At 28.0% G+C, this 13,631-nt stretch carries 12 protein-coding genes; 10 read left to right on the top strand and 2 right to left on the bottom strand.

What is annotated here, in order from left to right; translation table 11 throughout:
- Positions 1–33 precede the first annotated feature (33 nt).
- The 7 genes from OTK55_RS00545 to OTK55_RS00515 all read left to right on the top strand — a co-directional run bounded on the left by OTK55_RS00545 (position 34) and on the right by OTK55_RS00515 (position 7,569).
- Complete coding sequence (locus tag OTK55_RS00545) at positions 34–696, top strand: iron-containing alcohol dehydrogenase (protein ID WP_274869931.1); 663 nt, start codon at positions 34–36, stop codon at positions 694–696.
- 1 nt (position 697) lies between these two features.
- Complete coding sequence (locus tag OTK55_RS08635) at positions 698–910, top strand: iron-containing alcohol dehydrogenase (RefSeq protein ID WP_274869929.1); 213 nt, start codon at positions 698–700, stop codon at positions 908–910.
- Positions 874–1,227: a dehydroquinate synthase/iron-containing alcohol dehydrogenase family protein gene (locus OTK55_RS00535; protein WP_326520461.1), complete on the top strand. Its 354-nt coding sequence runs from the start codon at positions 874–876 to the stop codon at positions 1,225–1,227. The genes OTK55_RS08635 and OTK55_RS00535 overlap by 37 nt, the downstream gene beginning before the upstream one ends.
- A gap of 422 nt (positions 1,228–1,649) precedes the next feature.
- Positions 1,650–2,618: a 5,10-methylenetetrahydromethanopterin reductase gene (locus OTK55_RS00530; RefSeq protein WP_274869927.1), complete on the top strand. Its 969-nt coding sequence runs from the start codon at positions 1,650–1,652 to the stop codon at positions 2,616–2,618.
- A gap of 22 nt (positions 2,619–2,640) precedes the next feature.
- Complete coding sequence (locus tag OTK55_RS00525) at positions 2,641–3,747, top strand: archaeosine biosynthesis radical SAM protein RaSEA (protein WP_274869925.1); 1,107 nt, start codon at positions 2,641–2,643, stop codon at positions 3,745–3,747.
- A gap of 508 nt (positions 3,748–4,255) precedes the next feature.
- Positions 4,256–6,340: a beta strand repeat-containing protein gene (locus OTK55_RS00520; protein ID WP_274869923.1), complete on the top strand. Its 2,085-nt coding sequence runs from the start codon at positions 4,256–4,258 to the stop codon at positions 6,338–6,340.
- A gap of 269 nt (positions 6,341–6,609) precedes the next feature.
- Positions 6,610–7,569: a hypothetical protein gene (locus OTK55_RS00515; protein WP_274869922.1), complete on the top strand. Its 960-nt coding sequence runs from the start codon at positions 6,610–6,612 to the stop codon at positions 7,567–7,569.
- A gap of 156 nt (positions 7,570–7,725) precedes the next feature.
- Here OTK55_RS00515 and hcp read toward each other — a convergent pair whose 3' ends face one another.
- Positions 7,726–9,024 carry a hydroxylamine reductase gene (gene hcp / locus OTK55_RS00510; protein ID WP_274869921.1) on the bottom strand — a complete coding sequence of 433 codons (1,299 nt, stop codon included), beginning with the start codon at positions 9,022–9,024 and terminating at the stop codon, positions 7,726–7,728.
- Positions 9,025–9,147: 123 nt separating this feature from the next.
- Here hcp and OTK55_RS00505 point away from each other — a divergent pair, with 123 nt between their 5' ends.
- Positions 9,148–9,912, top strand: coding sequence for a TrmB family transcriptional regulator (locus tag OTK55_RS00505; protein ID WP_274869920.1), 765 nt, complete (start codon positions 9,148–9,150; stop codon positions 9,910–9,912).
- On the opposite strand, the gene OTK55_RS00500 is transcribed toward OTK55_RS00505, so the two are convergent.
- Positions 9,909–10,778 (bottom strand): damage-control phosphatase ARMT1 family protein, encoded by an 870-nt coding sequence (locus OTK55_RS00500; RefSeq protein ID WP_274869919.1) that lies wholly within the window; start codon positions 10,776–10,778, stop codon positions 9,909–9,911. The genes OTK55_RS00505 and OTK55_RS00500 overlap by 4 nt on opposite strands.
- A 185-nt stretch (positions 10,779–10,963) precedes the next feature.
- Here OTK55_RS00500 and purF point away from each other — a divergent pair, with 185 nt between their 5' ends.
- Positions 10,964–12,361, top strand: coding sequence for an amidophosphoribosyltransferase (purF, locus tag OTK55_RS00495; RefSeq protein WP_274869918.1), 1,398 nt, complete (start codon positions 10,964–10,966; stop codon positions 12,359–12,361).
- Positions 12,362–12,416: 55 nt separating this feature from the next.
- Positions 12,417–13,631 (top strand): peptidase U32 family protein, encoded by a 1,215-nt coding sequence (locus OTK55_RS00490; RefSeq protein ID WP_274869916.1) that lies wholly within the window; start codon positions 12,417–12,419, stop codon positions 13,629–13,631.

Here is a 13,631-nt window from a genome sequence, read left to right as displayed (position 1 = left end):
AGATAAGATTCTATTAAACTAGGAGAATAAATTATGTCAAACAAATTTTTAAAAACTAGTAATAATTTTTTCGATACAGTATCTACTCATATTGAATTTGGTAGTGGAAAATTAAATAATCTTTATGAATTTTTACCTGATGCTAAAAAGGCATTAATCGTTACAACCAATGGAAAATCAGTGAAAAGAAATGGTTATTTAGATAAATTAATTGGAAATTTAGATAAAAAAAGCATGGAATATGTATTATTTGATGAGATTGAACCAAATCCATTGAATACAACAGTTGATAAAGGTGCAGATATTGCAAAAGAAGAAAATTGTGATATCATTATTGCCATTGGTGGTGGAAGTGCAATGGATGCTTCTAAGGCAATTGCATTAGCTACTAACAACCCTGGAAAATTATGGGATTATGTTCAGTTTGGTACAGGAGGTAAAAAAACTCCAGAAAATAAAGCATTACCTTTAATAGCTATACCTACTACTGCTGGAACAGGATCTGAAGCAGATATGGGTGCAGTAATAAGTAACAATGAAACTAAAGAAAAAACAGCAATTTTTGGAGAAGATTTATTCCCAATACTTTCAATCATAGACCCTGAATTAATGGTATCTGTTCCAGAAAAATACACTGCATTCCAAGGATTTGATGCTATATCTCATAGTCTTGAAGTATATCAATGGTATTGTTAACATGTATTCTGATATGTATGCTTTAGAAGCTATTCGTAATATTCATGAATATTTACCTAAAGCAGTAAATAATGGTAATGATATTGAAGCTAGAGAAAAAGTAGCATTTGGAAGCTATTTATCAGGTTTAGTTATGAGTGTAGGAAATACAAGTAGTTTACACTCTCTTGAACATGCATTATCAGCATATCATCATATCTCCCACATGGTTTAGGTTTAATTTTACTAAGTAAAGCTTACTTTACATTTTTAATCAAGAAACATGTTTGTGATGACAGATTTATCAAATTAGCAAAAGTTATGGGTATTGAAGACTCTGAGGACCCTATGGATTTTATAACTGCATTAGACCAATTCCATAAAGATATTAAAGTAGATAAGATAAAAATGTCTGATTATGATGTAAGTCCTGATGAATTTGAAAAAATGGCTCATACAGCATTTGATAGTATGGGTATGTTATTTGGAGTAGACCATTATAAGTTTACTGTAGATGATGTTGTAAAAATCTATGAAGAATCATTTGAATAGATTAATTGTATAAAAGTAATAGTAGATAGGATTAATTAACATTAATTCTATTATATTCTTTTATATGTTATACAGTACATGATTCATAATCCTAATTCTTAATTAATGGTATATGGACTAATTACTTATTTTACAATTTTTTTTAGTACGAACTGATAATATGATAATACTCTTTTTCTTGGTTAACTTACTTAATTTTTTTTGTTGATAAGTATCTAAATTGAAAATCAAATATAGAATATTCTTTACATAGAAATATTTAATTTTATAGAATCTTAACAAAATGATAAAATATAGAAATTAGTTTAAATATAATAAATAATAATAGATAAATATTTTTTTATATTATATTATGAAGAGATTGACTTACTTTTATTCTTTTTTCATAATAACTAAGGGAAACAATTATAGGGAGGAATATTGTGAAGTTTAGTTTAGAACTGCTACCTAATGAGCCAATTAATGATATTTTAGAATTAATAAGAGTGGCTGAAGATATTAATTTTGAAAATGTATGGATAACTGATCATTATAATAACAAGGATGTATTTGAGGTATTAGCAATAGCAGCTCATGAAACAAGTACTATAAAGATGGGGTCAGGTGTTTCTAATCCATATGTACGTAATCCAGTTACAATAGCAGCAGCTACAACAACATTAGATGAAATTTCTGATGGTAGGGCTGTTGTAGGTGTAGGACCTGGTGATAAAGCCACTATGGAAACTCTTAATTTAAGATGGAAGAAACCGGTTAATACAGTTAAAAATGCGGTTAATACTATTAGAACTTTATTAAGTGGTGATAAAATAGAACAAGGGGCTTGTTTAAGTGGTACTTCAAAGGTACAAACTTCAATTCCTATATATATGGCTGCTCAGGGACCTAAAATGTTAGAATCCTCTGGTGAAGTTGCTGATGGAACACTTATTAATGCATCTAATCCAAAGGATTTTGAGGTTGCTATACCTTTGATAAATAAAGGTTTAGAGAAATCATCAGTGAAACCAAACCAATTCAATTATGCAGCATATACTGCCTGTAGTATAGATGAAGATATTGATAAAGCATATAATCATGCAAGAATTGTGGTAGCTTATATTTTAGCCGGAGCTCCAAAAGTTGTTTTGGAACGTCATAATATATCTCAGGATATAGCCGGGAAAATTAGAGAATGCCTTGCAAAATATGATTTTAAAACAGCAACTGCATTAATAGATAATGACATGGTTAATGCTTTTGCGGTATGTGGAAATCCAAAGCAAATATCTGAGAAAATAGAAATATTAGAAAATATTGGTGTTAATGAATTTGTTGTAGGTTCACCTATAGGTAAGGATAGAGTAAAATCTCTAAGATTATTAGAAGACATTGTAAATTCATTCAACTAGAAAATAATAAAAGATGGATAATATGAAAGTACAAACAATTAATAAACAAATACGCGAACATTCTATAGAAAACATTAAGAATAAAAGAGATCGTAAAAAAGATAAAAAACCATTACAGGCCTATGCTGCAAGCTGGGCTAATAAAGATAGATTATATGATTGTGTTGGTTATACTATATTCATAGTATTACCTACAAGCGGATGTGAATGGGCTACTAAAAGTGGTGGATGTACCATGTGTAGTTACATTGCAGACTCACCATTATGTGAAATAGATGATAACGAGTTAATAGAAATATTTGACAATGAATGGAAAAAACAACTTGAAAAAACAGATATATCCTCACATGAGAATGTTGCTGTAAAATTATTTGTTTCAGGAAGTTTTCTTAATACTAATGAAGTAGATGAAAAAGTACAAGAACATATCTTCAATGAATTCAACAAGTATGATAATATTAAAGAGGTTATTGTAGAATCAAAACCAGAATACATTGATGAAGATTCACTTAAACGACTAGGTTCTATTATTCCTGATAAAATATTTGAAATTGGTATAGGTGTTGAGACTCTTAATGAGGATACTCGTCTAAATAAAATAAATAAGGGTATAACAAATGAATCATTTGAAAAATCTGTTAACATAATCAATAATATTAAGGAATATGATATTAGAGCAAAAGCATATCTACTGGTTAAACCAATATTACTTCCTGAAAAAAAAGCTATTCAAGAATCAATAGATTCAGCTAAATATGCAAAAGAAGTAGGTGTAAAGAGATTAGCATATTGTCCGGCTACAGTACATGCAGGTACATTAATGGATTATCTATGGAAAAGAGGTTCTTATAATCCACCGTGGATTTGGAGTACAATTGAAATAATAAAACAAGTTCGAAAAAATGTGGATATACCAATGATAATGGATACTGCAGGATTTGGTACTAGAAGAGGACCATTTAATTGTAAAAAATGTAATTCAAAACTTAAAGAATTAATCATTGAATCTAATTTAAAACAAGAAATTCCGAAAGAATTAGAAGAATTCACATGTGAATGTAAATCAAAATGGGAAGCTGATCTTGAATTTGAAGATGTGTTAAACACTACAACTAATCCAAAGACATGATTAGTTTAAAAAATATTTCTCCTCTCTTTTTTTTTAATTTCATTCATTCTATTTCAACGAATTATTTTTTTTATAATTATTTAATGTCTTATATTCTTTTATAAGGTATTATCAAAAACTTTATTCCTTATTTTTTAAAATAAAATTATTTAATGTCTTATATTTTTTTATAAGATATTGTCAAAAACTTTATTCCTTATTTTTTTAAAATATAATTATTTCTAAATATTATTAAATATTGTATATTTTATATTTCAATTGATAATATACTAAGTAATTTCAAGGATATCACGGTTATTTTTATAAATATTTTATTAAATGGGTGTTATTATTTATTTTTCATATTTTTTTACATTGAATAAAAAATTATAGGTTATTATAAATATAATCCTCATCAATATTATTATTGGTATTGATTATTATAAAAACTAATTATTAATACTTTATAATTTTCATATAAGGATATGTTAGATATATGAAAAAAAATTACTAACTGAGTTAGATAATTATGAATAAATATGTGGGTATTTGTTTATCATTATTTATTATTATAGTAACATTAAGTTTAGGCGTTGTAGGAGCAGCTAGTGATAACTCTACAAATAGTCTAGATGATTCAAATATTATTGAATCTACAACGTCTTCTGTTGAAGGAGATAGTATTAATCAGTTATCAACTTCAAATTATGAACATAATATGGATATAAATGATAACCAAATAAATAAAATGAATAATTCTAACAATCAAAAAGTTTTAAATAATAATAAACAATTAACATCAAGCAATACTAAAACAATCAATTCAAATAAAACTTCAAAAAACCTAAAGAAAAGCATAAATCTCACAGTAAACAACTATGACGAATTATATGATACAATGACTAACAGTAATTATACTGATGATGAGATGACAATCAACTTATCTGGAGATAGTATTTATAATATTACTAAAACAATAAATTGGAACAATACTTCAACAAAAAATCTAATAATAGAAGGAAACAACAGAACATTCACAGGAACAAATTATACATTTCTTAATATCCATACAGGTAACATAACTCTAAATAATTTAACAATTAAGGATATTACTACTAATAAGGTAATTATAAAAAATCAAGGTACTTTAACAATATCTGATAGTACACTATCTGATAATGGTAATATTAGAAGAATAAGTGCTATAAATAATACAGGAATATTAACAATTATCAATACAACAATTATAAATAACACAGCCATATCTGGAGGAGTATTATATAACTTTGGAAATGCCACACTAATAAATAACATTTTTATAAATAATAGTGGAGTATCACAAGGTGGTTGTATATATAATACTAAAAATGGAAATATTACATTAATTAAGAATATATTCCAGTCTAATCATGCATATGATGGGGGAGTAATCTATACTTTAGGATTTACTAATGTAACCAATAATAAATTCCTAAATAACTATGGACCTTCTGGAGTTGTAATTGAAAGTAAAGGTAATAGTATTATTTGTAATAATTTATTTGATAGTAATATTGCATCTTTCGATGGTGGTGTGATTGTAAATGATGGTTATTCATTAGTAGAAAATAATACAATTCAAAATAACAGAGCAGAATATATTGCAGGATTCCTAAATAATGGCGGAACAGTTGTTTTAAGATATAATACAATTAATAATAATACAGCACCCACTGGGGGCGTATTAGCTAACCATGGACGTATGGAAGTAATCAATAATACAATATTTAATAACATTGCTACAAATATGGGTGGTTTAATATACAATTATGGTTATTATAGTAACATAACCGCTTTAATAGAAAATAACACTATTATAAATAATACTGCTGCTAATTATGGTGGCGTAGTATATAATGATCATCTTGCAACTATCAATTTAACAAATAATATTATATTAAATAGTAACGCTACACTAGGATCATTGGTCTGTGCAGCTGGAAACAGTACAGTATATATAGATAATAATACGATTGTAAATCAAACAGCATCCAATGCTGGATCAATATTCAATACACACAATGCTACTGTAACATTAACAAATAATAACATATACAACAGTACAGCAGTACTAGGTGGTTTAGTATATACAAACAGTATACATAATGTTACATTAAATGGAAACAATATACAAAATACAACAGCTAATTATGGTGGAGTCATATATAATGTTGGAGTAGTAGTATTAAATAATAACACTATAAAAAATTCTGTAGCAAGAACTAATAGTGGTTTATTATATAATAGGGGAAATGCCTTATTAAATGGTAATGCCATATCAAATATTAGCTCAGAAAATGCAGGATTAATATTGAATAATAAGATACTTGTACTAAATAACAATACAATAACTGATAATTATGTATTAAATGACACAAGATTTGTTATTGAAAACTATAACACAGCTAACATTACAAATAACTTATTTGTAAATAATACAGATAATGTAAAAGACATGCTATTATATAGTAACAATACAGAAAACACATATGTATCAGATAATATCTACATAGACAACTTATTAAATGATACATTAATAGTACCAGTTAATGTAACAGCACATAACAATGATTAAAATTCAATGTCACACTTAATCTTAGAGAAATATACAATGATACTATAAGAAATGGTACAGTCACAGTATACATCAATGATACCCTAATTGATACTTTTGATGTTATAAATGGTACAAGCAACATAACACTTGATACTACTGATTTCGACTATATAACACATCTAAAACTAGTATATACATCTTTAAGTAAACATTATCAAAATCAAATAGGCAATGTAACTGTTTATTCTATACGAAGTACTATTATTACAGTAGAACCAATAAATAGTGTGGTCGGTGAAGAAATCACTTTAATTGCACATATTACAGATAATAATAATAGAGCAATAACTGGTGGAAATCTTGTATTTAAGATAAATGGTAAAACATTAAGAACTGATGGAAAATTTAATAGTGAGGCCAGCCCACTTAAATTTAAAGTTGTTAATGGTAGTGTAGTTTATACAATACCTGCAGAGTTATATTTAAGAGGTGCTGTTAATGTTACAGCATCATACAGTGGAACTTATAGGTATATTCAAAATAGATCTAATGTAGCTAATGCAAGTGTAGCATTACGAAATGCAACAGTAACTGTAACTGTTAATCCTAATCAAGTTAATCAGGATACTGATATTAATTATACAGTAAAAGTAACAGATACAAGTACTGATTGTAAAAATACAACAATAATAAATGACGGATATGTGATATTTAAACTCAATGGTATAACAATTAATGATACTGATAATAGTACATTACTTGTACCAGTTAATAATGGTACAGCCACATACACATATCACGTACCAAGAGGTACATCTGCTGTTGTAGGTAATGGAAATTTAACACTTAGAACATATAATGTAACAGCTACATATATAAACAAAGCATTTAATCCATCAAATAATGCTAATACTACATATAATGTTCTTAAATCTAAAATCAATATAAATTTTGCAAATGTTACAATGAATAATTCAACAAAAACACTGTCTATTAAAGCAAACATAACTGATTACAATAATAACCTAGTAGTTGGAACAAATAAGATTTGTGTAAAAATTAATGGTAACACAGTAAGAGATTCAGAGGGTAATGTTATATATTATTATATTAACAATGGTAGTATTGATTTAAGTAATATTAATATAACTACTAAAAGTAAAATAAATAATATAACAATAGTAACAGGTGACCGTGAAGCTTATACTGATTGTAGAAGTACAACCTCAAAAATTAACATTATTTAAATAATTACTTTAAAAGTAATTATTACTTATTCTTTTTTTTTTAAACTGTTTTTTTCTAATTTATTATATAATATTTTTAATCAATTAACTAATAATAAAAGAATATGAGCTATTTTATTTTAAAAAAAGTGAAGGGGGTAGATTAGGATAATTCGTTTATCCTAATATTTCTTTAATATCTTCTTCTGGTGTGGAAATTAATTTTAGGTCGAAGTTATCAACTAATACATTTAATATTGTTTCGTCTATCCAAGCAGGGAGTATAGGACCAATGTGTATGTTTGTTAATCCTAATGATAATAAACTCCATAATATTGCAACTGCTTTTTGTTCCATCCAACTTAATACGAATGTTACTGGTAAGTCGTTTAATTCCATATCAAATACTTCAGTTAATGCTAATAATATTTCAGCTCCAACTATTGAATCATTACATTGTCCAAGGTCAATGAATCTTGGTATGCCATCAATATCACCGAGATCAATATCATTAAATCTGTATTTTCCGCATCCTACACCTAATATAATTGTTTCTTTAGGTAATTTTTGTACAAATTCTCTGTAATATTCCATTTCTGGTTTATATGGTACATCACAACCTCCCATTACGAAGAATTGTTTAATATTACCATTTAATACATTTTCTTTTATTTTATCTGCAAGGGAAAGAACTGTTGATTTACCGAATCCGGTGGTGTAAGTTGTTTTCTTTTCTTCTTCAAGTTCTGGTAATTCTAATGCTTGTTTAATTACATCTGAGAAATCATAATCATCGATGTGTGGTGCATTTGGTAATTGTGCTATTCCTGTTGTGTAAATTCTATCTGCATATGCTTCTTCAGGTTCTAATCCACAGTTTGTTGTTACAATTACTGGTATGTTGTATTTAGAGAATATTTCTTTTTGATCAAACCATGGTCCACCTAATTGTCCTTTAAGATGTTCATATTTTCTTAGTTCTGGGTAACCATGTGCTATTAACATTTCACTGTGTGTGTAAACGTTTATTCCTTTACCTTCAGTTTGTTTTAGTAATTCTTCTAGTACTTTAAGGTCATGTCCTGTAACTAATATTCCATGTCCTTTACTTGCACCTTTTTCAACTACTGCAGGTTCTGGTTCGCCATAGTTGTCGATATGTGCTTTTTTTAGTCCACTCATTGCTTTAATGTTAATTTGTCCACCCTCAATCGCTAAATCTATGCAACTTTGTATATCGAAGTTTACATTTGTTAGAGTGGTGTATAATCCTTTTTCTAGGAAAGCATCAATTTCATCATCTGTAACTCCAAATTCTCTCATTTGGTATGCGTAAGCAGCTATTCCTTTCATTATAAATATTAGATTATCTTGTAATCTTGCTAGTGTTTCAGTTTTTCCACATACTCCTCTTATTGTACATCCTTCACCTTTTGCGGTTTGGGAACATTGATAACAAAACATTTTATCATTCATAATTAATCACCTAATTGTTAATATTTAATATATTCTACTTTATATAATATTTTGTAACTTTGTGAGTGAATAGAAAACTATTTTATGAACTAAGTGTAAAGCATTATTTAATGAGTGAGGACAATGGATGACACGTTACGTATATTAAAACAGATGGGATTAACAGAATATGAATCTAAGGCATATCTTGCAATGGTATCACTGATATATGCAAAGGCAGACCAAATAAGTAAACAATCAGAGGTTCCACGTTCAAAGATATACATGGTACTGGAAAGTTTAAGTGAAAAAGGATTTATAGAAGTAATAAGTGGCAGACCATTACATTACAGAATAATTCCACCAGAAGATGCATTTACAAAATATAAAACAAAATTATTAAGGGATTTAGATGAAATACAGGAACGAATAACCAGTTTATATGATAGTAAAATACCTAGTAATTATACACCAGTAACCACATTGGATAATCAAAATAAAATCATTCAAAAACAAGATATGCTGTTAGATAAGTCAACAAATACATTATATATTCGAATTGGATTTATATTACCTGAACAGGTAGAAAATATTAAAAAACTTTTAAAAAAAGTAGTAGCTAAGAATGTCACAGTGAAAATATTAGCAGTACCAAAATGCACAGTTGATAATCAGGAAATAGACGTTAAAAGTATATTAAATAATCTTCCTGTAGATGTTAAATATATGAATTTACCTGCAATTCAATTAATTATTAGGGATTATAAAGAGATGTTAATGGTCTTCACTGAAAATTCAGGTAAATCAGTATCAAATAAGAATATGGTCGGTTTATTAAATACTAATCCTATAATTATTTCAAATTTTATATTAGCATTTAATAAACATTGGAAGAAGGAATTTGATTAATTAAGTTCTTTTTTCATTAAAATATTACTACCTAGAGGAACTCCTATTTCATCAGAGATAACATTACATTTAGTATTTAATAAGAAGAATACTGGACTTTTAATATTCATTTCTGTTAATCCTTCAAAGTTTCCCATTCCTTTACTAATTACAAAGTCAACATTATCTAATAATTCTTTTAATTCATCGGATATGTAATCTTCAACTACTCCAACAGAGGCAGCACCTGTTGTAATTAGTTTAGTGTATTTGTCTAATTCTAAGTTTTTAGCATCTTGTAATAGGGCATCATTTAGTATAGGACTTTCTTTTAATGCTAGAATTATATTAACATCATAATCTTCTTTTATTTTTTTAATCAGTAATTTGTCAAATACTATTTCTCCACCATTATCTGCAAGATATAAGAGTGTATCGGCATTAGCTAATGCTTTTTTTAATTTATCTATATCATTAATCTCAAATTTCTTTTTCAATTGTTTTTTTATTAATTCTTCCATATCTGTTGATTTATCAAGTGCACCAAAGTCAATAATATTACCAACAACTGCTGCTTTAGCGTATCTTTCTAAGGTAGGATTTTCATTAATCATAGCTTCAACTGTAGGAATTAATTTCTCTGCTACTTTATTTCCTTGTTCTCTTAGTAATTTGTAAGGATCATGATTTCCTGTTTCATCCATAATTAAATGATGTAAATCGGTTCCTAATTTATTTGATTTTGTATTTTTCTTAAAATTCTTATTTAAGTATGATAGTACAGTTAATGTGACATCCATACGTTCTTCATCATTATCTACAGCTTGTTCTATTGCTTCCTTTGTTTGTCTTAGCATACAAGGAGCACATTCATAATTTATTTTCATTTATTTTTTCCTCTTACCTAAATTTCATTCTATAACTATATTTGAACTTTAATCTTTAAGTAATATCTTTATACTACGTATGGTTATATCTAAAATTATAAGTATTGTAAAAATGAAAACTAATAGTATACTTAACTATTATTTAATCGATTTTATTATAATGTAAAAAATGGGGAGACGTAAAAGTGCAAAATGATTTGCAAGATAAATGTGGTATTGTAGGAGTTTATTCATATGATGAATCTTTAGATGTAGCATCATGGATTTATTCTGGATTATACACACTTCAACACAGAGGTCAAGAATCTGCTGGGATAAGTGTTTTGAAGGATGGAAGAATTAATACTCATGTTGGAATGGGATTAGTATCTGATGTATTTAATAATGACTTACTAGATATATTGAATGGTAATGTTGGAATAGGACATGTACGTTATTCAACTACTGGTGATTCATCTTATGAGAATTGCTCACCATTTGTAGAACATAAAGAGGATATTATTATATCAATGGGACATAATGGAGATATAGTAAACTCAGAAATTCTACGTGAAGAATTAAAAGCATCAAATCATGAATTCAAATCAACCACGGATTCTGAAGTAATCTGTCATCTTATCATAGATGAATATAATAAAGATCATGACGTAATACGGTCTATAAAATCAGCATGCAGTAGATTAATAGGGTCATACTCATTAGTAATATTAATTAATGGTGTATTGTATGCAGTACGTGACCCATTAGGTATGAAACCATTAGCTCTGGGAACTAATGATGATTTCATAGTAGTTGCTTCTGAGTCTGTTGCATTTGATTCATTAGATATAGATTATGTTCGTTCTATTGAACCTGGAGAAATATTAGCTATTGATAATGGTGAAATGACCAGTTACTACCTACCACGTGAAGAGCATACAGCAAACTGTATGTTTGAATACTTATACTTTGCAAGACCAGATAGTATTATATTTGATAAAAAGGTCTATGATGTAAGATTAAATGTTGGAAAAAAATTAGCTGAGGAATACCCTATAGATGCAGATGTTGTAATTGCTGTACCAGATTCAGCTATACCTGCAACATTAGGTTATTCTCGTGCGACAGGAATTCCTTATGCTGAGGGATTAATTAAAAATAGATATGTAGGTAGAACATTTATCATGCCTACTCAAAAAGATAGGGATCTTGCAGTAAAACTTAAAATGAATACTATTGAATCTGTTCTTAAAGATAAACGTGTAATTGTTATAGATGATAGTGTTGTAAGAGGAACCACTTCAACTACAATTATAAAAATGATAAGGGAAGCAGGTGCTAAAGAAGTACATTTACTTGTAGGATGTCCTGAAATTATTTCCCCATGTTATTATGGAATTGCAATGGCTACAAAAGAGGAGTTATTAGCCGTTGATAGAACTAATGAGGAAATACGTGACATAATTGGTGTTGATTCTATTGGATATATTAGTATTGAGGGTCTTGTAGAATCTATTGGAACACCTGCTGAGGATTTATGTTTAGGATGTATAACTGGTGATTATCCTACAGTTATACCACCAGAATTAGAAGACAAAGAATAATGTCTTCAAAAACTATTTTTTTTTATTAATTATATTTATTGAGGTGTTTATTACTATGGTTGAATTATTAGCACCTGCAAGGGATAAACGCTCTGTTAGTGCAGCTATAAATAATGGTGCGGATGCTGTTTATGTTGGAATAACTGATTATAATATGAGAGCAAATGTTGCTAATATTGAACTTGATGATATAAAAGATATTGTAAAACAGTGTCATGATAATAATAAAAAGTTATATGTATGTACTAACACTATTGTAACAGATAAACAGTTAATGAAGTATAAAAAGCAGTTAGATGCATTAGAACAGTATGATGTTGATGCATTAATAATCTCTGACATGGGTATGATTAATATTGCTAATAAATCATCAATACCATTGCATTTAAGTGTTCAAGCTAATATCACTAATTCTGAGGCACTGAAATTATATAGAGATTTAGGAGTTACACGTGCAGTATTATCCAGAGAGTTATCATTAGAACAGATTAAGGAAATTAAAAACAAATCTCCGATAGAAATAGAGACATTTGTTCATGGTGCTATGTGCGTAGCAATATCAGGCAGATGTTTTCTAAGTTCCTATTTCTATAACAGGAATGCTAACTGCGGTGAATGCTTACAACCATGTAGACAAGAATGGACAATACAATCAACTGAATCAAAAAAACTAGTATTAACACAGCCTGAAGATAATTCAATAGAAAAATCACGATTATTAAGTCCCAAAGATATATGTATGATAGAACATATTCCAGATTTAATGGATGCGAAAATAGATGCATTTAAACTAGAAGGAAGAGCAAGAGCACCAGATTATGTTGCAATGGTTACAAAATGTTATCATGACGCAATAACATTATATGAATCTGGAAAATGGGATGAAAATCTTCAACTAGTTCAAGGTTGGAAAAAAGAATTAGGCTCAGTATTTAACAGGGGATTTGACACAGGATTTTATTACAGAGTTCCAAAGGAAACCAGTTATGATAATAAAGCAACATATAGGAAGATAGACATAGGACAAGTAACAAATTTCTACAAAAAGATCGGCGTTGCAGAGATAAAATTATGGGCTGATTTAAAAATAGGTGATACAATAATTATACAAGGAAATAAGACAGGTAGTATTACTGAAGAAGTTAAATCTATGCAAGTTGATGGGAAAAATGTTACAAAGGTTTCTAGGGAAGTAGTAGGTGTAAAATTAGAACAAGTAGTACGTGAAAATGATCATGTATATAAAAAAGAACCAATAAGAGGTAATTAA

Origin of the sequence: Candidatus Methanosphaera massiliense (assembly GCF_028890305.1) — an archaeon.
Classification (GTDB): domain Archaea; phylum Methanobacteriota; class Methanobacteria; order Methanobacteriales; family Methanobacteriaceae; genus Methanosphaera; species Methanosphaera massiliense.
This window is presented reverse-complemented; position numbering and strand designations above follow the sequence as displayed.